Annotated in this window: 19 protein-coding genes; 12 read left to right on the top strand and 7 right to left on the bottom strand. The window is 70.0% G+C overall.

What is annotated here, in order from left to right; genetic code table 11:
• Position 1 precedes the first annotated feature (1 nt).
• Both SSP08S_RS52770 and SSP08S_RS52765 read left to right on the top strand, forming a co-directional pair.
• Positions 2 to 550 carry a hypothetical protein gene (locus tag SSP08S_RS52770; RefSeq protein ID WP_019075728.1) on the top strand — a complete coding sequence of 183 codons (549 nt, stop codon included), beginning with the start codon at positions 2 to 4 and terminating at the stop codon, positions 548 to 550.
• A gap of 102 nt (positions 551 to 652) precedes the next feature.
• A complete protein-coding gene (locus SSP08S_RS52765) occupies positions 653 to 1,810 on the top strand; it encodes a PDDEXK family nuclease (RefSeq protein ID WP_026179591.1) in 1,158 nt (385 codons plus the stop codon).
• A 97-nt stretch (positions 1,811 to 1,907) separates the two neighbouring features.
• Here the strand turns inward: SSP08S_RS52765 and SSP08S_RS52760 are convergent, their stop codons facing one another.
• On the bottom strand, positions 1,908 to 2,579 hold the full coding sequence (locus tag SSP08S_RS52760; RefSeq protein WP_174479467.1) for a hypothetical protein: 672 nt from the start codon (positions 2,577 to 2,579) through the stop codon (positions 1,908 to 1,910).
• A 352-nt stretch (positions 2,580 to 2,931) separates the two neighbouring features.
• On the opposite strand from SSP08S_RS52760, the gene hemL reads away from it, so the two are divergent.
• From hemL to SSP08S_RS52715, 9 genes are all read left to right on the top strand, one after another.
• Positions 2,932 to 4,242, top strand: a complete 1,311-nt coding sequence (gene hemL, locus SSP08S_RS52755) for a glutamate-1-semialdehyde 2,1-aminomutase (protein WP_026179590.1) — start codon at positions 2,932 to 2,934, stop codon at positions 4,240 to 4,242.
• A complete protein-coding gene (locus SSP08S_RS52750) occupies positions 4,239 to 4,937 on the top strand; it encodes a histidine phosphatase family protein (RefSeq protein ID WP_019075725.1) in 699 nt (232 codons plus the stop codon). The genes hemL and SSP08S_RS52750 overlap by 4 nt, the downstream gene beginning before the upstream one ends.
• A gap of 156 nt (positions 4,938 to 5,093) precedes the next feature.
• Positions 5,094 to 6,383, top strand: coding sequence for a polysaccharide deacetylase family protein (locus SSP08S_RS52745; protein ID WP_026179589.1), 1,290 nt, complete (start codon positions 5,094 to 5,096; stop codon positions 6,381 to 6,383).
• A gap of 77 nt (positions 6,384 to 6,460) precedes the next feature.
• Complete coding sequence (locus tag SSP08S_RS52740; RefSeq protein WP_019075723.1) at positions 6,461 to 7,063, top strand: TlpA family protein disulfide reductase; 603 nt, start codon at positions 6,461 to 6,463, stop codon at positions 7,061 to 7,063.
• A 6-nt stretch (positions 7,064 to 7,069) separates the two neighbouring features.
• Complete coding sequence (locus SSP08S_RS52735; RefSeq protein ID WP_019075722.1) at positions 7,070 to 7,831, top strand: cytochrome c biogenesis CcdA family protein; 762 nt, start codon at positions 7,070 to 7,072, stop codon at positions 7,829 to 7,831.
• Between the two features lie 3 nt (positions 7,832 to 7,834).
• Complete coding sequence (gene resB / locus SSP08S_RS52730; RefSeq protein WP_019075721.1) at positions 7,835 to 9,571, top strand: cytochrome c biogenesis protein ResB; 1,737 nt, start codon at positions 7,835 to 7,837, stop codon at positions 9,569 to 9,571.
• Positions 9,568 to 10,650, top strand: coding sequence for a c-type cytochrome biogenesis protein CcsB (gene ccsB, locus SSP08S_RS52725; protein ID WP_019075720.1), 1,083 nt, complete (start codon positions 9,568 to 9,570; stop codon positions 10,648 to 10,650). The genes resB and ccsB overlap by 4 nt, the downstream gene beginning before the upstream one ends.
• 97 nt (positions 10,651 to 10,747) lie before the next feature.
• Entirely contained in the window at positions 10,748 to 11,350 is a 603-nt protein-coding gene (locus SSP08S_RS52720) for an RNA polymerase sigma factor (RefSeq protein WP_019075719.1), read from the top strand.
• On the top strand, positions 11,347 to 12,288 hold the full coding sequence (locus tag SSP08S_RS52715) for a CU044_5270 family protein (RefSeq protein WP_019075718.1): 942 nt from the start codon (positions 11,347 to 11,349) through the stop codon (positions 12,286 to 12,288). Before SSP08S_RS52720 ends, SSP08S_RS52715 begins: the two co-directional genes overlap by 4 nt.
• A 13-nt stretch (positions 12,289 to 12,301) precedes the next feature.
• Here the strand turns inward: SSP08S_RS52715 and SSP08S_RS52710 are convergent, their stop codons facing one another.
• The 4 genes from SSP08S_RS52710 to SSP08S_RS52695 form a co-directional block, all read right to left on the bottom strand.
• Positions 12,302 to 13,843: a type 1 periplasmic-binding domain-containing protein gene (locus SSP08S_RS52710; RefSeq protein ID WP_019075717.1), complete on the bottom strand. Its 1,542-nt coding sequence runs from the start codon at positions 13,841 to 13,843 to the stop codon at positions 12,302 to 12,304.
• Entirely contained in the window at positions 13,840 to 15,981 is a 2,142-nt protein-coding gene (locus SSP08S_RS52705) for a hypothetical protein (RefSeq protein WP_019075716.1), read from the bottom strand. Before SSP08S_RS52705 ends, SSP08S_RS52710 begins: the two co-directional genes overlap by 4 nt.
• A 128-nt stretch (positions 15,982 to 16,109) precedes the next feature.
• On the bottom strand, positions 16,110 to 17,075 hold the full coding sequence (locus SSP08S_RS52700; protein ID WP_019075715.1) for an isopenicillin N synthase family dioxygenase: 966 nt from the start codon (positions 17,073 to 17,075) through the stop codon (positions 16,110 to 16,112).
• Positions 17,068 to 17,526: a nucleoside deaminase gene (locus SSP08S_RS52695; protein ID WP_019075714.1), complete on the bottom strand. Its 459-nt coding sequence runs from the start codon at positions 17,524 to 17,526 to the stop codon at positions 17,068 to 17,070. Before SSP08S_RS52695 ends, SSP08S_RS52700 begins: the two co-directional genes overlap by 8 nt.
• Positions 17,527 to 17,626: 100 nt before the next feature.
• Here SSP08S_RS52695 and SSP08S_RS52690 point away from each other — a divergent pair, with 100 nt between their 5' ends.
• Positions 17,627 to 18,886: a PucR family transcriptional regulator gene (locus SSP08S_RS52690; protein ID WP_019075713.1), complete on the top strand. Its 1,260-nt coding sequence runs from the start codon at positions 17,627 to 17,629 to the stop codon at positions 18,884 to 18,886.
• Here the strand turns inward: SSP08S_RS52690 and SSP08S_RS52685 are convergent.
• Positions 18,883 to 19,812, bottom strand: coding sequence for a transglutaminase-like domain-containing protein (locus SSP08S_RS52685; protein ID WP_019075712.1), 930 nt, complete (start codon positions 19,810 to 19,812; stop codon positions 18,883 to 18,885). The genes SSP08S_RS52690 and SSP08S_RS52685 overlap by 4 nt on opposite strands.
• A 53-nt stretch (positions 19,813 to 19,865) precedes the next feature.
• Positions 19,866 to 20,492: a TetR/AcrR family transcriptional regulator gene (locus tag SSP08S_RS52680; RefSeq protein WP_019075711.1), complete on the bottom strand. Its 627-nt coding sequence runs from the start codon at positions 20,490 to 20,492 to the stop codon at positions 19,866 to 19,868.
• Positions 20,493 to 21,265 lie beyond the last annotated feature (773 nt).

Here is a 21,265-nt window from a genome sequence, read left to right as displayed (position 1 = left end):
CATGCCCGACAGCGATTTCGGCTACACGGCGTGGGGCAAGGACTGGGTCCGCCTCGCCGAGCCGCTACGCCAGACCCGCCCCGACCCACAACTCCCGCGTGCCCGCAGACTCGCCCGCGACGGCAAGGTCGAGCTCACGATCGACGGCCGAACCGTACGGGCCGTCGTCCACCACGGCCGCACCACCTTCACGGCGAACATCGAACTCGAGCCGATGCCCCCCGAGACGAAGGCCGCCATCTCCCACCACCTGTCCGGCCCCCGCCCCACCCTCACCGACGACCTGTACCGCACCCTGACCACCGACGGCCACCGCCCCGCACCACACGTCACCACCACCGACTGCACCTGCCCGGTCGCCACCCCCCGATGCGTCCACGTGCTGGCCGCCTACTACGAGACGGCCCGCCGCGTCGACGACGATCCACGGGTCGCGCTCGAGGCGCAGGACTACTTCCGCGCGTCGTCGCAGGGGGCCGACGTGAGGGCCGCCGCGACACCGCAACGGTGGGTCGCGCTCAACGCTCTGGAACCGGACGACTACTTCTGACACATACCGGAGCCGTCCCGGTGGTCGGTAGCGTCCTGTATCAATCTGTCGGCGTGGAAGCGATCGATGATCGCGGGAGTCGGATCACGGGGGTGGGAACGCATGACCAATCAGCCGGTGTTCGTCCTGGGCGAGGAACTACAGGCCCTGGAGCGGGCCGAGTTCGAGACCGAGGCGGAGTTCCAGGAGTTGCTCGCGCGTCATCCGCGCGTGCTGGACTTCGGCTCGTTGGCGGACGGCCGTTCGCTGCGGCTGGTGCTGGTGGCCCGTGAGATGGGGGTGCCGACGAGCACGGAGAGCGCCCCCGCGTACTGGCTGGACCACCTCTTCGTCGACGCCGACGGCGTGCCGACCCTGGTGGAGGTCAAGCGGGCCACGGACACCCGGATCAGGCGAGAGGTCGTCGGCCAGATGCTGGACTACGCGGCGAATGCCGCCCGTTACTGGCCGGCCGCCCTGCTGCAGCACTCCTTCGAGGACACCTGCGCGAAAGACGGCCGGTCGCTGGAAGAGGCGTACGGGGAACTCCTCGGCGACCAGGGCGACCGGTCCCGGGAGGATTTCTGGACGACGGTCGAGGAACGGCTGGCCGCCGGGCAGATGAGGCTGCTGTTCGTCGCCGACCGAATTCCCCTGGAGCTGCGGGCGATCGTCGAGTTCCTGAACCGCCAGCTCCGGCAGACCGACGTGTACGCGGTCGAGCTGACCCAGTACCGCGGCGACGGCGACCTCCGTGTCCTCGTGCCCCGCGTGCACGGCGAGGTCGCCACCGCGGCGAAGTCCCCCTCGGGCCACCGCACCACGCAGCGGACCACCCGGGAGGAGATGGACAAGGCGATCGCGTCGCGCTCCGACCTGGACGTACGGCGGACCGCGACGGCCCTGCTGGATCACGCGGCGGCCGAGGGGCGGCTGGAGTGCGGTACGGCCAAGTACCGGAGCATGCGCATCTACTACCGCGTCTCCGGCCGTGACGTGCCGATCGCGACGCTCTCCCTGCGCGAGGACCCGGCGAAGGACGACCTCTCCTTCGCCTTCGGCTCGATCGCCTATCACCTGGGCCACGAGCGGGCGGCGGCGTTCGCGGCCTCCCTGCCGACCCTCCCCGGCCTGGCCGAAAAGCTGGAGGCCCTACCGGCGAAGGGCTACAATGGCTGGCCGTCCGTCGCCCTGACCACCCTCGCCACCGAACCCACCGCCGTCGAGGAAATCCTCTCCGCGATCCAGCGACTCGTCGACGGCCAGGAGTCCACCGCCTGACGCCGTGCGGCCGGCGTCCCGACGAACACCTACGCCCCCCTGAACCGAAAAGGCGGGGTCCGAAAACCCCGCCCACCCCATCCCGCGACCCCTCAGCTCACGGCCACACCAAGCAGTACGGCTGATGCCCCGCCTCATGCAACCGATGGCTGAAGTCCTGCCACTCGTGCAGCAGTTGGTACACATTGAACGCGTCCCGAGGCCCGCCCCGGTCCGGGACCGTGGACCAGATGAAGGCCGCCGCGCCCACCGCCTCCTCGCCGATTCCGCGGAGGGGGTCGACGACCGTCATGGGGAGTTTGACGACGGCGTAGTCGGGGTGGAGGACGACGAGTTCCAGTGGGGGCACCTTGTTCAGGGGGACGCCCTCGATGCCGGTGAGGACCATCGCGGCCATCGTCTCCGGCTTGATCTTGGTGAACATGCCGTTCATCCCGAGCTCGTCGCCGCCGAGTTCCTCGGGGCGCATCGAGATCGGGACGCGGGCCGCGGTCGCGCCGTCGGGCGCGCCGAAGTATTTGTACGTCACCCCCACCCGACCACCATTCCTGCTCCCCGCCCGCAACTGATCGATCCGACGTTCGATACGTCGCTCGTCGCGATCCGACTCATCCGAACCCACACCGGATCCGGCGGATCCACCGGACCCGGGACCACTCTGCCGTGCCGCCTCGGCGGCCTCCTCCGCGTCGCGTCGGTGCTTCCCCCGCCGGGCACGCCGAGGACCCAGATCGTCAGTCCCCTCGCCCAGTCCGCCACCGCGATGCATATCTCCACCCGACTGCTTTTCTAGGACGCGTGGCCCCAGCCGCGCAACCCGATCATCGTGTCAGTGACCTCCCCCACGGCCGCCCGCCGAAACGTGCGCTGAAACACCTGTCCGCAGGATCTGCGCAAGCCCTGTACACCGGCGCCCGCATGAGCTGTGTGTGTCTGTGTGTATCACCTCCCAGTCTCGCAGATGGGTGGGGGCCCGTGCCCGCGCTCCCGCCGCCTACCCTGAGGAGGTAACTGAGGTCCCGGAGTCCGAGAAGTCGGAGAAGTCGCAGGTCATGAGCCAAACGCCAAGCGAAACGCCAAGCGAACCGGCAAGCGAACCGGCAGGTGTACTGCCCAGCACACTGCCCTATCCCTACGAAGCACCCGTCTCGCAGGCTCTTTTCGACCGTGCGTCGGTCGTCACACCGGGCGGCGTGAACTCCCCGGTGCGCGCCTTCCGCGCGGTCGGCGGCACGCCCCGGTTCATGGTGTCCGGCAACGGTCCCTATCTGACGGACGCGGACGGGCGCGAGTACGTCGACCTCGTCTGTTCCTGGGGGCCGATGATCCTCGGGCACTCCCAGCCCGACGTGATCGCCGCCGTGCAGGACGCCGTCTCGCGCGGGACCTCCTTCGGGACCCCCGGTGAGGGCGAGGTCGCGCTCGCCGAGGAGATCGTCGCCCGGGTCGGGCCCGTGCAGCAGGTGCGGCTCGTGAGCAGCGGGACCGAGGCGACCATGTCCGCGATCCGGCTCGCCCGCGGGTTCACCGGGCGGCCCAAGGTCATCAAGTTCGCCGGGTGTTACCACGGTCACGTCGACGCGCTGCTGGCCGCCGCCGGTTCCGGTGTCGCCACCTTCGCGCTGCCCGACACCCCCGGCGTCACCGGCGCCCAGGCCGGCGACACCATCGTCCTGCCGTACAACGATCTCGAAGCCGTGAACGAGGCCTTCCACCGGCACCCCGGTGAGATCGCCTGCGTTATTACCGAGGCCTCGCCCGGGAACATGGGCGTCGTGCCGCCCGCCCCCGGGTTCAACCAGGGGCTCAAGGACGCCTGCTCGAAGAACGGTGCCCTCTTCATCTCCGACGAGGTCATGACCGGGTTCCGGACCAGCCGGGCCGGGTGGTTCGGGATCGACGGGGTCGTCCCCGATCTCATGACCTTTGGCAAGGTCATGGGCGGCGGTTTCCCCGCCGCCGCGTTCGGCGGGCGTGCCGACATCATGGGGCACCTCGCTCCCGCCGGGCCCGTCTACCAGGCCGGCACCCTCTCCGGCAACCCCGTCGCCACCGCGGCCGGTCTCGCCCAGCTGCGGCTCCTCGACGACGCGGCCTACGAGACCGTGGACGCCGTATCGGCGCAGATCCAGGCGCTGGTCACCGAGGCGCTCTCCAAGGAGGGTGTCGCGCACCGGCTGCAGAACGCCTCCAACATGTTCTCCGTGTTCTTCACCGACCGGAGCGTGCGCAACTACGAGGACGCCAAGGCGCAGGAGTCGTACCGCTTCACCGCCTTCTTCCACTCGATGCTGGCGCAGGGTGTCTATCTGCCGCCCTCGTCCTTCGAGTCCTGGTTCGTTTCCACGGCCCACGACGAACGGGCCATCCAGCGGATCGCCGACGCCCTCCCGGCGGCGGCCCGAGCGGCGGCGGAGGCCACAGCAGCATGAGCGACAACCCCACTGACAACACCGGTGACATCACCGTCGTCCATGTCATGCGGCACGGCGAAGTCGCCAACCCCGAAGGGGTGTTGTACGGGCGGCTGCCCGGCTACCACCTCTCCGAGCTCGGGCGGCAGATGGCCGACCGGGTCGCCGAGCACCTCTCCTCCCGCGATGTCACGCATGTCGTCGCCTCCCCGCTGGAGCGGGCGCAGGAGACGGCCACGCCGATCGCCAAGGCGCACGGGCTCGACCTCGCGACCGACGGGCGGCTCATCGAGGCCGACAACGTCTTCCAGGGCAAGACCTTCGGCGTCGGCGACGGCGCGCTGAAGAAGCCGGGGAACTGGAAGTACCTGGTCAACCCGTTCCGGCCGTCCTGGGGTGAGCCGTACGTCGACCAGGTCGTGCGGATGGTCGCCGCGCTCGACGCCGCCAAGGACGTGGCGCGCGGGCACGAGGCCGTGCTGGTCAGCCATCAGCTGCCGATCTGGATCGTGCGGTCCTACGTCGAGCGGCGGCGGCTGTGGCACGACCCGCGCAAGCGGCAGTGCACGCTCGCGTCGCTGACGAGCTTCACCTACCGCGGCGACAAGATCGTGTCCGTCGGCTACACCGAGCCGGCCCGTGATCTCGTTCCGGCGCATCTCCTCGCGGGCGCGAAGCCCGTGAAGGGGAAGAGCAAGGCGTTCGGCGCCTGAATGTCGTAGCTGTCACGATCCGGTCACCCGTCAGGGCCAGTTGTCGAGACAGGCCTGTGACATTTGTTTCGGAACCCACATGGTTCCCGGCGAACTTTCCCGTCCGTCGCGTCCTCTCACAGGTAGACCACAGAGGATGCGACGGATGGGGAAGCAATGCGGAGTCTCACTCGACGGGGAGCGCTCGGAGTCGGTGCCGGCGCCGCGGCAGCCGTAGGACTCGCGGGGTGCGGCACGCTCGGCTCGAACGGGTCGAGCCCTTCCGCCGGTTCGACCAAAGGCCACTCCGGCGGCCCCACCAAGTCGATGGAGCCCCGCGCCAAGCCCATCGGTGACGGCTCCACGTCCTTCACCGGCACCCAGCCCAAGCAGCCCGCCAAGCCCGTGCCGCTGGAGGCCGGGCAGACCCCGCCGCAGTTCGTGATCTTCTCCTGGGACGGCGCGGGCGAGGTCGGCAACGGACTGTTCCCCCGCTTCCTCGACCTCGCCAAGCAGCACGGCGCGAGCATGACCTTCTTCCTCTCCGGCCTCTATCTGCTGCCCGAGTCGAAGAAGCGCCTGTACAACCCGCCGAACAACCCGCGCGGCGCCTCCGACATCGGCTACCTCACCGACGCACACGTCAAGGCGACCCTCACCAACGTCCGCCGCGCCTGGCTCGAGGGCCACGAGATAGGCACCCACTTCAACGGCCACTTCTGCTCCGGCTACGGCACCGTCGCCAACTGGACGCCCCAGCAGTGGCGCAGCGAGATCGACCAGGCCAAGTCCTTCGTCAAGGAGTGGCGCACCAACACCGGCTGGCACGACCTGCCGGCACTGCCCTTCGACTACGACAAGGAACTCGTCGGCGGCCGTACGCCCTGTCTCCTGGGCCAGAACCAGCTGCTGCCCACCGCCCGTTCGCTCGGCTGGCGCTACGACGCCTCCTCGCCCGGCGGCCGGCAGGTCTGGCCCGACAAGAAGAACGGCGTGTGGGACTACCCCCTCCAGGCCGTCCCGTTCCCCGGGCACAGCTTCGAGGTCCTCTCGATGGACTACAACATGCTGGCCAACCAGTCGGTCAACTCCACCAACGCGCCCGCCTACAACTACCCGGGCTGGCGTACCCAGGCCGCGCAGGCCTACATCTCCGGCTTCCAGCGCGCGTACGAGACCAACCGCGCGCCCTTCTTCATCGGCAACCACTTCGAGCACTGGAACGGCGGCATCTACATGGACGCCGTCGAGCAGGCCTTCAAGCACATCGCCGCGGAGAAGGAGAAGGGCGCCGACGTCCGCATGGTCTCCTTCAAGCAGTTCACCGACTGGATCGACGTGCAGAAGCCCGAGGTGCTCGCCAAACTGCGCGGCCTCGACGTCGGCCAGGCCCCGGCCGGCGGCTGGAAGTCCTACCTGGCCGCGAGCCCCACCGCCTCGTCCACGGCCACCGGAGACGCCGCCTGAAATGCGGGTTTCCGCCCGCGAGGCGCCCTTGAGGGGGGCGCGCAAGATCCCCAGAACGGGCATGCGAAACTTTTCACATGAGTGCCGCCAGTCGCGCCCGTAGCCGCGCCGTCCTGTCGACCGCCGGCGTTGCCGTCGCCGCGTTGGTGCTTTCCGCGTGCAGCTCCGGAGGAACCTCCGGAGGCTCCGGCAACACCAACTTCATCACCGGCTCCGACGGCATCGCGACCGTCAAGAAGGGCGACCGCCAGGCCGCCCCCGACCTGTCCGGCAAGACCATCGACGGCAAGACGCTCGACACCGCCGACTACAAGGGCAAGGTCCTCGTCGTCAACGTGTGGGGCTCCTGGTGCTCCCCGTGCCGCGCCGAGGCGGACAACCTCGTCCAGGTCGCCAAGGCCACCGCCGGCAAGGGCGTCCAGTTCGTCGGCCTCAACACCCGCGACACCAGCACCGAACCGGCCGTGGCCTTCGAGAAGAAGTACGCCGTCCCCTACCCCAGCCTGTACGACCCGACGGGCAAGCTGATGCTCCGGTTCAAGAAGGGCACGCTCAACCCGCAGGCCATCCCCTCCACGATCGTCATCGACCGGGACGGCAAGATCGCGGCGCGCGCCCTCCAGGCACTCAGCGAGGAGAAGCTGCGCGAGATGCTCGACCCGGTCATCGCGGAGAAGTGAGCCGACGTGCTGCTCGCCGCCGTTACCGAGCCCAACACCACGGTCAGCCACGGGGCCCTGCTGCTCGCGCTGCCGATCGCCGTCCTCGGCGGACTCGTCTCCTTCTTCTCGCCGTGCGTCCTGCCGCTGGTCCCCGGCTACCTCTCCTACGTCACGGGAGTCACCGGCACCGACCTCGGTGACGCCCGGCGCGGGCGGATGGTCGCGGGCGCCTCCCTCTTCGTCCTCGGCTTCACCGTCGTGTTCGTGTCCGGCGGGGCCCTGTTCGGCTTCTTCGGGCAGACGCTCCAGGAGAACAAGGACGTCCTCAGCAAGATCCTCGGCGTGCTCATGATCCTCATGGGTGTGTTCTTCATGGGGATGATGCCCTGGCTCACCCAGCGCGAGTTCCGCTTCCACAAGCGGCCGGCCACCGGGCTCATAGGAGCTCCGCTGCTCGGCGCGCTCTTCGGGATCGGCTGGACCCCCTGCATCGGACCGACCCTCGCGTCGGTGCAGGCCCTCTCGATGGACCAGTCGAGTGCCGGTCGCGGCGCCATACTGACCGTCGCGTACTGTCTCGGCCTGGGTGTCCCCTTCGTCCTCACCGCGGTCGCCTTCCGCAAGGCCCTCGGTGCCTTCGGCTGGGTCAAGCGCCACTACGTCTGGGTGATGCGCGTCGGCGGCACCATGATGATCGTGACCGGCGTGCTGCTGCTCACCGGTGCCTGGGACGCGCTGGTGCAGGACATGCAGAGCTGGTCCGACGGCTTCACTGTAGGGATCTGATCGATGAGCAAGACGACCACCGACACGTCCGCCGCCGAGGAGCAGGACCTCGGCGCCGCCGGCTCCCAGCTCTCCACCGCCCCCGTCGAGACCGCCGTGCCCGGCTCCTTCGGCGGCAACCGGAAGCCCGGCCTCACCGGCTGGCTCGCCTGGACCGGCCGTGAAGTGCTCGGCTGGGCGCGCTGGTTCTGGCGGCAGCTGACCTCGATGCGGGTCGCGCTGATGCTGCTGTTCCTGCTGTCGCTCGGCGCGGTCCCCGGCTCGCTGATCCCGCAGTCCGGCACCGACGCGCTGAAGGTCTCCGAGTTCCAGGCCGCGCACAAGACGCTCGGCCCGATCTACCAGAAGCTCGGCCTCTTCCACGTCTACGGCTCCGCCTGGTTCGGCGCGATCTACGTCCTCCTGTTCGTCTCCCTCATCGGCTGCATCATCCCGCGCACCTGGCAGTTCGTCGGCCAGCTCCGCGGCCGCCCGCCGGGCGCCCCCAAACGCCTCAACCGCCTTCCCGCCTACGCCACCTGGCGCACCGCCGCCGAACCGGAGCAGGTCCGTGAGGTCGCCCTCGCGGTCCTGAAGAAGCGGCGCTTCCGCGCCCACGTCGCCGGGGACGCCGTAGCCGCCGAGAAGGGCTATCTGCGGGAGACCGGCAACCTGCTCTTCCACCTCGCGCTGATCGTGATGCTGATCGCCTTCGCCTGGGGCCAGCTCTTCAAGTCCGAGGGCGACAAACTGATCGTCGAGGGCGACGGCTTCTCCAACACCCTCACCCAGTACGACGACTTCAAGTCCGGCAACCTCTTCAGCGACGACGACCTCGTCCCCTTCAGCTTCAACCTGAAGAACTTCGTCGGCACCTACGAGCGCACCGGCCCCAACCGCGGCACCCCGCGCACCTTCCAGGCCGACATCACCTACAGCCTCGGCGCCTACGGCAAGGCCAAGAAGCACACCATCAAGGTCAACGAGCCGCTGGAGATCGGCGACTCGAAGGTCTACCTGGTCAGCCACGGCTACGCCCCCGTCGTCACCGTCCGGGACGGCAAGGGCAACGTGGTCTTCCACCAGGCCGTGCCGATGCTGCCGATCGACTCCAACGTCACCTCGCAGGGCGCCATCAAGGTCCTCGACGGATACAAGAACGCCCAGGGCGTCAGCGAACAGCTCGGTTTCGCCGCCGTGTTCGTGCCGACGTACGCCAAGAGCAGCGGCACGATGTTCTCCCAGTACCCGGGCCTCGACTACCCGGTGCTCAACGTCACCGGCTACCACGGCGACCTGGGCGTCAACGCGGGCATCCCGCAGAACGTGTACCAGCTGGAGACCAAGAACCTGAAGCAGTTCAAGGACTCCAAGGGCAACATCCTCAAGCAGCAGCTGCTGCCCGGCGAGACGATGACCCTGCCGAACGGCGCCGGGTCGATCACCTTCGACAAGCAGATCAAGGAATGGGCGGGCTTCCAGGTCGTCCAGCAGCCCGGCACCGACTGGGCGCTGGCCGGCGCGCTCACCGCGATCTTCGGTCTGGCCGGCTCCCTGTTCATCCAGCGCCGCCGCGTCTGGGTGCGCGCCACCACCGGCGACGACGGCAGCACCGTCGTCGAGATGGCCGGGCTCGGCCGCAGCGAGTCCGCGAAACTCCCCGAGGAACTCGGCGACCTGGCGGCACTCGTGCACGACCGGGCCCCGACGAAGACCGACGACGAACCCTCCGTACCCCCCGAAGGGGCTGAGCAGCAGTGAATCTCGCCGCCGCCACCAACGAACACCTCGCCAATGTCAGCAACACGCTGATCTACTCCTCGATGGCCGTCTACACCCTGGCCTTCCTGGCGTACATCGCCGAGTGGACCTTCGGCAGCCGCAGCAAGATCGGCCGTACGGCCGCCGCGCTGACCGGTGCCGCCGCGAAGAAGGCGGCCGCACCCGCCGTCACCGTGCAGAACGCGGGCGGCACCGCCGTCCTGGAGCGGCCGAAGGTCGTCGTCCGGGCCGCGTCCGGCTCGCGCGACGTGCCGGACGGTCCCGGCGCGCACGGCGGGGACGAACAGGGCGACCTCTACGGCCGTATCGCCGTGTCCCTCACGGTGCTCGCGTTCCTCGTCGAGCTGAGCGGTGTCCTCGCCCGCGCGGCCTCGGTGGAGCGGGCGCCCTGGGGCAACATGTACGAGTTCAACATCACCTTCTCCACGGTCGCCGTCGGCGTGTACCTCACGCTGCTGCTGCTCAGGAAGAACGTGCGCTGGCTCGGGCTGTTCCTGGTCACCACGGTCCTCCTCGATCTCGGTATCGCCGTCACTGTCTTGTACACCGCCAGCGACCAGTTGGTTCCCGCTCTCCACTCGTACTGGCTGTACATCCACGTCTCGACGGCGATCATCTGCGGCGCGGTCTTCTACGTGGGCGCGGTCGGCACGCTGCTCTACCTCTTCAAGGACAGTTACGAGAACAAGCTCGCCAACGGCGGCACCCCCGGCGCCTTCGCCACCTCCGTGATGGAGCGGCTGCCCGCCTCCGTGAACCTCGACAAGTTCTCCTACCGCGTCAACGCGGCCGTCTTCCCCCTCTGGACGTTCACGATCATCGCGGGCGCCATCTGGGCCGAGTCCGCGTGGGGCCGCTACTGGGGCTGGGACCCGAAGGAGACCTGGGCGTTCATCACCTGGGTCGCCTACGCCTGCTACCTGCACGCCCGCGCCACGGCCGGCTGGAAGGGCCGCAAGGCCGCCTACCTGGCCCTGATCGCCTTCGGCTGCTGGCTGTTCAACTACTACGGCGTCAACATCTTCGTCGGCGGCAAGCACTCGTACGCCGGCGTCTGAAGTCCCGTACGGCGAAGGCCGGTTCCGTGTGACGGGGGTCACCGGAACCGGCCTTCGCCGTACGGACAGGTAGAGGGGTGTGGATACGCATCTGAGGTTGAGGAATCGCATCCGCGCGGGGGACCACGACGCCTTCGGTGAGCTCTTCGACGCGTACGCACGCTCCGTCTACAACCACGCCTTCCGGCTCACCGGGAACTGGGCACAGGCCGAGGACATCGTGTCCCTGACCTTCCTGGACGCCTGGCGGCTGCGCGGCACGGTCGACGAGGAGGGCGGTTCGCTCCGGCCCTGGCTGCTGGGCATCGCCACCAACGTCACGCGCAACACCCGCCGCGCGGCCCGAAGACACGCGGCGGCCGTCTCCCGGCTGCCCCCTGCCGAGGCCGAACGCGACTTCGCCGACGAGGTCGCCGCCCGTCTCGACGACGCGGCCGAACTCGCCCTCGTACGGACCGCGTTGGCCACCCTGCGCCGTGCCGAACGCGAGGTGCTGGCCCTGTGCGTCTGGTCCGGCCTCGACTACCGGGCCGCCGCCGAGGCGCTCGACGTGCCCGTGGGGACCGTACGGTCGCGGCTCTCGCGGGCCCGCGCAAAGCTCGCGAAACATGTCAAAAGCGCGGAACTCCCCACCGGGGACGGACAGATGACAGGTGACCGCGACACCGCGGTCGGGCCCCTGAGGGAGGACAAGCGATGAACCAGCTCCCGGAACTCCCCGAGAGAGACCTTCCGCCGGGCCGTCACCGACTCCTCAAGGAGCATCTGATGACCGAGATCCGGTACGAGGACGCTGCGCCGGCCCACCGGCGGAGCAAGTGGCTGCGGCCCGCGCTCGCCGCGACCGCCGTCGCCACCGCAGCTGCCGTCGCCTTCGTCGTCCTGCCGTCCTCGTCCGACCCGGGCACGCCCGCCCGGCCGCCGAGCCGTTCCACCGTCGCCCTCCTGGAGGACATCGCGCTGGCGGCCGAGCACGAGAAGTCCTACGGCACGGTCCGCGACGACCAGTTCGTGTACGTGGAGAGCAAGGTGTCGTACACCCACTCCGGCGAGGGAGCGAAGACCCAGGTCGATCCGCTGCACCGGCAGGAGGTGTGGATGTCGGTGGACGGCCTGCACACCGGGCTGGTGCGGCAGGCGGGCCTCGGTGAGCACTCCGTCCCGCCGGACGTGAAACCGGGCAAGGCCGGCTGGGACGTCTCCTCCTTCTACAACCACGTCAGGACACTGCCGACCGACGCCGACGCGATGTACGACTACCTCGCCAAGTCCGCCCGGAAGTACGGCGGTCAGGAGCAGAACCAGGCGATGTTCGTGCTGGTCGGCGATCTCCTCCGCGATGCGATCGTGCCGCCCGCGCAGAGCGCGGCACTCTTCCGCGCGGTGGCCAGGATTCCCGGCATCACCACGGTCGAGCACGTGGTGGACGCCGTCGGCCGGCCCGGGATCGCCGTCGCCCGCAACGACCCCGACAACCCGCTCCGGGACGAGTGGATCTTCGACGCGAAGACCTACGAATTCCTCGGCGAGCGCGAGGTGGCCACCAAGGACAACGCCGGCGTGAAGAAGGGCACGGTCACCGCCAACACGGCCGTGTTGCGCCGGGCCGTGGTCGACAAGGCGGGCCAACGGCCGTAGGAGACAGGGCTGTTCAGGCCGGAGGCAGGCACTCCTTCGACGGGGGCCTGCCCTCCGGCCAGGCGAGTTTCACGAAGCGGGCGGCGCCCTTCGGGGTGAGTTCGACGATCGGTACGGCCTTGTCGTACGGGTTGCCGTGGACGTCCAGGCAGATCCAGCCGCTCGCCCCGCTCACCCGCAACGAGCCCTTCACCTGCGGCCATTGGAGGCCGACGTCGGACAGCGGCGGGATCTTCTTCTGGGCCGGGGTGGCCTCGCGGACGCCGTGGACGGCGAGTTGCATCGCGTCGTAGGCGATGATCGACTGCCCGTCGGCGAGGGCGACCGTGCCGATCGGACCGACCGGTGCGGCCTTCGCGGCGGCGAGCAGCTTGTCGAGTTCCGCCGAGTCCTGGGCCGAACCCCCGGTCGCCGGGGCGTTCTTGAGCCACGCGTCCGGGTGGGCGAGCGCGGTGTAGCGGACCGAGACACCGTGCTGGAGAGCACTCGCGTCGAGCCGGCTGTCGCCGGTCAGGTAGGAGCCCTCGTCGCCGGTGAGCACGGTGAACTTCCGTGACTGGCAGCCGCGGCGGCCCAACGCGTTGATGAACTGGCGCAGTTGGGTGTGCCGCCCGGCGAAGAACACCGTGTCCAGCTTCACGTCCGTGTCGCAGACGAGATCGGTGATCTGCCGGAAGGTGTTGGGCGTACTGCCCTCCTGGCTGCGGTCCGCGGGCGGGGTGAACGGCCAGGAGCCGTACGGCGATCCCTTCAACAGCGTGGTGAAGGCCTGTTGGAGCGTCTTCGTGTACGGGTCGCCCGGCTTGTCGTAGACCAGCAGCGCCCGGTCCGCCGTCACCTTGGCGAAGGAGGCGAGCGCGCGGGCCTCGTCGGTGTTGGTGGGGGAGACCCGCGCCAGACCGGGGTAAGGGTCCTTGCCCCGCTGCCCGTTGGCGAGGTCGTCGGCGGTGATGGAGGAGCCGACCACCGGGACGCCGAGCCGGGTCAGCTCCGCCACGGCCTTCTTGTTGTTGTCGGTGCTCGTCCCTATCCCGGTGACCGCCCGCAGCCGGTCCGACGACTTCGTCATCGCCACGATCCGGTCGACCGCCCGCTCCCAATGGGCGCCCGTGGCACCGGGGTTGGCGAGCACCAGCCGGATGTACGGGGTCTCGCCGTTGTCGTCGTGGTTGGCCGCGTACTGCGCGAGATAGGCGCCCTGCAACTCGTGCAGTACGTCGTTCATCGTGTCGGTGTCGGTCGCGGTGAACGGCTCGTAGAGCGCGACCGAGACGTAGGTCCCCGCCTTCAGGGTGCCGTTCTCGCGGGCCACCGCCCTGATCGTGTCGGCGAGCCTGCGCCGGCCGAAGTCGAACGCCGACGTCGACACCCCCACGCACTCGTCGCTGCCCTCGGGACGGGCCACCCCGGCCGCGCAGGACCGGTCCTCGTGCAGCGCCGTACGGACCAGCACCACCAGGCCCGCGACCAGGACGGCCGCCACCACCAGGGCCGTGTACCGGTAGACCGGAATGGTCCGGATCTCCTCGAACAGCTCGCGCAGCCGTCGCCTCACCGCAGCCCCCCGCTTCCGTCGTCGCCGTCCGCCCCCGCGGGCACCCGCAGCGCGCGCCCCGCCAGCGCGTCCTCCGGCCACCGCTGCGCGGCCCGGTACAGCAGCTCGCTGCCCGCCGGCCACACCGTCGACAGCTGCTCCAGATCGAAGTGCATCCGGTCCGCGACCTCCCCGTCCGGCAGCACCAGCGGATCCGTCACCTGCCACACCGCGTGCAGCAGCCGCCGTACCGTCAGATGCAGGACCGGGTCCACGCCCTCCGGCGGCCGCTCCTCGGCGTCCGTGCGCGCGAGCGCGACGGCCTTGCGGTGGTCGCCGGCCGCGCCGATGTCCCGGCCGTGCGGATCGTGCGCGTGGTAGTAGGGCGCGGCGGTCACGAACAGCAGCGTCTCCAGCCAGGCCCGCGGCGGGATGAGGCGGAAGTTGTCCCGCAGGTACTCCACCGCGTCCGCCGTGTCGCCGAGGGCGAGTTCGTGGTGCAGCCGGTAGCGGGCGCGGGCCGGGGCGTCCGGGCTGCCGGGCAGCCCCTCGTAGTGCGAGAGCAGCGAACGGTGCACCGCCCGCCACCGCCCGTGGTCCGCGTCGTCCAGATGCAGCCGCAGCAGAAGCAGCGTGCGCAGGAACGGATCGCCCACGAAATAGCCCGCCGCCGGCGGCAGACCCTCCGAAGTGAGCTGCGTACGCAGCCGGTTGACCCCGGACGCGCCGAAACTGTCCCGCAGCCGCCGCCCCTGGGCCAGCGCCCGCGCCGACTCCCCGTCGTGCGCGGTGGCCAGCACCGCCAGCTCCTCCGCGATCCCCGGCGCCACCAGCCGGTCCAGCAACTCCCGGTACACGGGCTTCGGATCGCTCGTCACGTCCCCCTCGGGCTTCAGCCCGGCGGTCAGCAGCTCCCCGGGACTCACCGCCCCCACCGGCCGGGTCTGCCGTACGGCCTCCCCGAGCAGCGCCGCCCCCAGCGGACTGCCCGCGGTCAACCGGTGGATGGCGTACGGCAGTTGGGGCGGCACCTCGACCCGGATCTCCTCGGTCGCGCACACGTCCGCGATGACCCGCCGGGTCTCCTCCGGAGTCAGCGGCGGCAGTGTCACCAGCAGGGCCCGCGAGGACGGCGAGGCCCCCGGCACCCAGCCGCTCGCCCGCCCCACCTCCGGCAGCGGATGACGCACCGCGTCCGGCAGATCGGGGTGCCGGTCGCCGCGCAGCGCGGCGAAGAAGGCCACCTGGTCGCCGACACCGTCGGAACGTTCCTTCAGTACGGCCTTCATCAGCCCTGGACCCGGCCCCGACTGCACATTGTCGACGAGCACGACCGGCCGCCCGACCCGGCGCATCCGCTCCCACCGGCGCCGGTAGGTGTCGCCCAGGTCGGCCAGCAGCGCGCGCAGCAGCCAGCGTTCGGCGTCCGTGCGGGAGGTGCCGTCGGCACGGAAGTCCCGGGCGATCTCGATCAGCCCGCGCTTGGGGTCACCGCTCGCGCCCGGATAGTCGCGATACCAGTCGGCGCCCGCCTTCAGCAGCCCGTTCGGCGTCCACACCAGGTCGAAGAGGGTGTCGAGGGTCGCCTCGATGAAGGCCTGGCCGACCGGACCCGTACCCGACACATTGGCGATCAGCCGGGAGGCGACCTTCGTCGCCCAGCCCTGCGCGATCACCGACCAGCGCCGGGCCGGATCGCTCAGCAGCAGGATCCGCCGGGCCTCCTCACGGGCACTGTCCTCGTCCCGGGCGTCCCAGCCGGTGGCGCACACCGCGAGCAGCCCGGCCTCCAGACGCGGGAAGTCGATGGCGCCGGCGCCGTGCACCACCGGCTCCCGCAACTGCTCCGCGACCGTGGTCAGCGCCTGCCACACCGGCGACCAGGTCGCGGCGGGCCGCCCGTCCGGCAGCCTGGTCAGCCGGTCGGCCTCGCAGTCGATCAGCGCGACCGGCGTGTGCCCGCGGTACGCGGTCCGCAACTCCTCCAGCACCGTGCTCTTGCCGAGCCCGCGCGCGCCCGCGAGCACCACGAAGGGCGGTTCCGGGTGTTCGTACGGCGTGGTGAGCAGCTGGTAGGGGCGCAGCCCGGTCAGACGCGAGGCGAGACCGGGCGGCTGTGCCTCGAACAGCGCCCCGCGGCCGTGCAGCCCTCTACCCACCGCATCTCCCCCTGAGCGGTCGCCCTGCACACCGGAACCTGTCTATCAACACCAGGGTAAATAGGGGGAGTTGGTTCGGACTAGGTCACGTGGTGTCCGTTGGGTTACGAAAATGTCGGAACAGGGGCCTATTCGACGGTGATCGAGTCCAGCTTCTCCCGCAGATAGACATGCGAGTCGACGGCCTCGTACGCCACCCGCCCGACCGGCGCGGGCACCGACTCCACGAGCGTGCCCGGGGTGCACTCGCCGAAGTACACCAGCGACATCAGCTCCTCGGCGGGCGCGTCGGCGGGCGGCGGCAGCACGCGGTGCCGCCCCGAACGCCACCGGTCACCGGTCCAACGAGCCATCAGATCGCCGATGTTGATGGTGAACGCCTCCGCGTCGAACGGTGCGTCCTCCCAACCCCCCTCATCGGTGAAGACCTGCAAGCCCCCCTTCCCGGCCTGCCGGTCGAGGATCGTCACCGTCCCGAAGTCGGTGTGCGGCCCGATCCGGAACTGCCCCGGCTCCGGCTCCCCGACGACCTCCACGCCCGGATACCAGTTGATGTTGAACCCGTACGTCGGATGGTCCATGTGCCGCGAGAAGAAGTCGCGTTCGAGCCCGAGCGCCACCCCGAGCAGCGACAGCAGCTGCTTCTCCAGCTCGCCCATCCGGTCGAGGTACTCCTCGCAGAGCTCCTGGAGCCCCGGGATCTCAGTCGGCCACACGTTCGGCGCGTACCACTCGGCGTTGATCACCGGGTCCTCGAACGGCCGGTGCGTCGCGAAGGTCAGCGACTCCTTGAGATCCGGCGGGGTCTCGGTCCCCTCCGAGTACCCGTTGGCCTCGGCGCCGGGGCCCAGCCACCCGCGCCCGCCGACCTTGGCGGAGTACGGCTCTTTGACATCGACAGGCAGCGCGAAGAAGGCGCGCGCGGCCTCCCGGATCCGGGACCGCAGCGCCGGATCGACCCCGTGCCCGGTGACGAGCAGGAACCCGGCCGTCTGGAGGGCGCTGTCGACGGTACGGGCGATGTCCTTGCGGGTCTCCTCGTCCCCGTCGATCCAGGGACGGAGATCAATGGTCGGAATACGGGGCTCAGTCACCGATGTCCTCGTTCCAGAGTGCCGGGTTGTTCTTGATGAAGTCACGCATCAGCTGGGTGCACTCGGCATCGTCGAGCAGAACGATCTCCACACCGTGCTCGGCGAGCCAGTCGTGCCCGCCGTGGAAGGTGACGGCCTCGCCGACGACGACACGCGAGATACCGAACTGGCGGACCAGCCCCGAGCAGTACCAGCACGGGGAGAGGGTCGTCACCATCGTCGTGCCTTTGTACGACCGCTGCCGCCCCGCCGCCCGGAAGGCGGCCGTCTCCGCGTGCATCGAGGGGTCGTCGTCCTGGACGCGCCGGTTGTGGCCGCGCCCCAGGAGGGTGCCGTCGGCGCCGTAGAGCGCGGCACCGATCGGGATGCCGCCCTCGCCGAGCCCGGCGCGGGCCTCCTCGACGGCGGTGGCGAGCCAGGCGCTCGCTTGTGCCTGATCCAAAGGCTTCATGTGCTCACTCTCCAGTGGCCGAAACACGAGGGCAACGTGCGGAAAGTACTCTCCCCGCAACCCGTACCCGGACGAACTGTCCGCGCCTCTGGAGGTTCCCGTGCCCGCACTCACCCTCCGTGAGGTCCTGGCCCTCGACCCGGTCCGCGCCTCCGAGCCCGAACTCCTGGCCGGCGAGGCCGCCCTCGACCGCCCCGTGCGCTGGGTCCACTCCAGCGAGGTCTACGAGGGCGCGAACTTCCTCGACGGCGGCGAACTCCTCCTCACCAACGGCTTCGGCCTCACCGACACCGCCGCCGAGATCCGCCGCCGCTACGTCCGCGAGCTGGCGGCCCGGGGCGCGTCCGGCCTGGCGGTCGAGATAGGCCGCTCCCTCCCGACGATGCCGCCGGAGGTCACCGACGAGGCCCGCCGCCTCGGCCTTCCCCTCCTGGCCCTCCACCGGGTCGTCCCCTTCGTACGGATCACCGAGGCAGCCAACCGGGCGATCGTCGCCCGGGGCCTGTCCGGCCGCTCCGTCGTACGGCCGTGGGGCGACGACCACACCGCCGCGCTCCTGGCCGACCTCGCGGACCGGGCCGCGCTGAACCAGCCGGAGGTCGAGGCACGGTCCGCACTCGCCGGCTTCCACCCCGGCCCCGGCGCCCGCCTCATCGGGGTCTCGGTGCACGGCGCGCGCGAGGTCTCCTCCGTCGACCGGGCGGCACGGCTGCTGGGCGGGGCGAGTGTGCTGCGGGCGGCGTTCCCGGGGGACGTACTGGCGTTGTTCGCGCTTCCGGGCGCTGTCGCGGGTGACCCCGTCCGCGCGGTCCAGGAGGCCTTCCGTACGGCCGCGGACCCCGGGCTGACCGTCGCGGTCGGGCATGTGGTCGAGGCGAGCAGCGGCTGGCTGCGCTGGAGCGACACCCTGCGGGCGGCCCGTACGACCCTGGAACTCGCGCTGACGGTCCCGGCCGCCGAACCCGCCGCACCGGAAGGCCCGTTGGTGACCTCGGCGCGGGCACTGGCACTGGAACGGGAGCTGACCCGGGGCGGCGTCGACGCGAACCGGGACCGCCTGGCGCGGCTGGTGCAGCACGCGCTGGGCCCGCTGCTGGCGTGGGAGGCGGCCCATCCCAGCGACCTGGTGCGCACGTTGGAGGTCCATCTACGACACGGCTGCTCACCCACCCGCACGGCGGCGCTGCTGCACATCGGCCGTCAGTCGCTCTATCAACGCCTGGAACGCATCGAGTCGTTGCTCGGCCTGGAGATCGACGACCCCGATCTGCTGGGGGAGTTGCTGGCTGCGGTGTGCGCGCATCGGGTGGTGCGGGGGATGGGGGCGGCTCAGGTACGGGGGCTGCGGACCGTGGCCTAGACGATGCCGGCGCGCAGGGTGACTTGGCTGGGTCCGTTGAAGGGGGCGTAGCAGGTCACCGTCGGCGGGGTGCGCAGGATGTCGTCCTCGGTGAACAGTTCCCGTACGGCGTCGAAGGTGACCTCACCGCTGACGACCGGGGCGACACGGTCGTAGAAGAGGCGTGACGACTCCGGCAACGGCTCTCCGGGCTTGCCCTCGTCCTCGCTCCAGACGTCCCAGAGGAGGGTCTCGACCTTGTTCAGGGCGGCGAGGTCGAGGCGGATGTTGCCGGCGACGAACCGCTCGCCCCAGAACGGCCCCTCCTCCGGCGGATGCAGTCCGAAGGTCGCCGGGTCCGCGCCACCCGCTCGGATGGCCTGCCAGGCCTCGCCCGCGACGAGGAAACGGTCGCGGGGTACGTCCATCGGGTCGAAGTCGATGTTCCAGTGGTCCGCGATGACGGGGTCGGCGAGCTGGGAGTCGGCGAGCAGCCAGCCGCGGTCGTCGTGCCAGTACTCGGTGACGACGTGATCGCCGTGGAAACGGCCGGAGCCGCTCCCACTGAAGTAGTCGGCGAAGCCGGAGCGGGTGCGGGCCGGGATGCCCAGGTGCCGCAACAACGAGCAGTGCAGCAGCGAGAAGTCCCGGCAGGTCCCGACGAACCGGTCAGTGATGTCGCGTCGTTGAGTGAGCGGGGCGTCGTTCCGGCCGACGAGGATGCGGAGGATGTCGTCGATGTAGCGGGTCTCGGCGTCGTTGTGCAGGCGGTCGGTGGGGTGGACGTGGTCGTAGAAGCCGGCTTCCAGGCGGTGGACGATCAAGTCGCGTGTGATGCGGGCTAGTTGGGCGGGGTCGCGGGGGAGGCCGGCGTAGCGGTCGGTGAGCGCGCCGGGGTCGGAGTAGGTGCTCTGGGTGGCGTAGAAGGTGCGGAAGTCGAGGGCCATGACACGGCACCGTGTCAAAATTCGCCCCGGATTGTCCATAGTCCAGGGGCACTTCACTTCGGGTCGGCGGCGACGGAACGCCAGATCCGATCCGGGAGGACGCGGGCGGCGACGTCGAGGTCGAGCGCACCACTGTTTGTGTCGACATCGATGTCGATGTCGGAGAGCCAGCGTCGGATCACGCCGATCAGCGGGCCCAGGACGAGTGACTCGACGAGGGCTGGTGGGAGCGGAGCCAACTCCCCTGAATCCACATGGACTTGAATCCAGTGGGCGAACACCGACAGCCTGGCCTCCTGGGAGTCGCGCAGCTCCCTGGCCTGGGTCATGTTGCGCTGGTCGGTTCTGGCGGAGTGCAACAGCAGGGCGGCGTCCCGGTGTTCGCGGACGAAGCTCAGATACGTCCGTACGATCGCGCGGATGCCGGTGCGGGCGGTGCGGGTCGTCTGCAGCGCGGTGACCAACTCGCCCAGCAGCCGGCTCAACCAGCGTTGCGTCAGGGCGTCGTAGAGCCCGTCGAGACTGCCGAAGTGGTGATACAGGCTGCCGAGACTGACACCACTGGCCTTGGTCACGGCGTTGACGGTGAGGCCCTGTTCACCCTGTTCCGCGAAGACGCGCAGCGCGGCGTCGAGGAGCAGGTCTGCGGTGACCTCGCCGCGGTGTTGCTTGGGGCTCATGCGGGACAGCGTATTGGTGGCTCGGTTCTAGAGTGAATTTCTAGAGCAGATTTCTGGAACCCTCTTTCGGTGTGGTCATGGGGCGATCCAGACTTGGAGGTGTTGCCGGGCCTGCGTCCGTCTGTCTCGGGGGATACGGACGGCCGTGGGTCCGGTGAGCGTCGGTTGGGATGGTGCGGGTTGGCCACTCGCTTCTTTGCCAGTGTCGGGCTTCCGCGGACCGAGTAAAGGGCGCTGCGCTGCGCTCCGCGTCGGCTCCGCCGATGACCCTGCGGGTCACCCTTGACTAGGTCCGCTCCAGCCCGTGGGAGAAGCGAGCGAGCGGCCGGGGAGGAACGGGTGGCCGAGGTCCCTTGGCCCCTCACGTGGGCTGCGTCCGTACCCGGCGGAGCGGATGCGCGTCCGCGCCTCGCCAGCACGCCGCGTCGGCTCAGCGGCCAACGGCTGGTGGGTGGGGCGCGTTCGCGTCTCTCCGGCACGCCGGGCCGGTTCAGCGGCCAACGGTTGGCGGACGGGGCGCGTCCGCGTCTCGCCTGCACGCCGGGTGGGCTCAGCGGCCAACCCCCGGTGGGGGGAGAGCGGGCAGGGGGCGGGGGGTCTCCAGAAGCTGTACACCAGACTAACCACTCCCACCACCATGACTGGTTAGAAAAGACCACAGCTTCCAGAGAGGTGGGTCGGGGGCGGCGGGAGGAGCAGCGCAAGAGCCGGGGCCCAGGGGGAGGCGGAGGCGGAGGCGGGGGTCGGCGGCAATGGCGACAACGACGGCGGCA

The sequence above is a fragment of the Streptomyces hokutonensis genome (assembly GCF_000376565.1).
GTDB classification, from domain to species: Bacteria; Actinomycetota; Actinomycetes; order Streptomycetales; family Streptomycetaceae; genus Streptomyces; species Streptomyces hokutonensis.
This window is presented reverse-complemented; position numbering and strand designations above follow the sequence as displayed.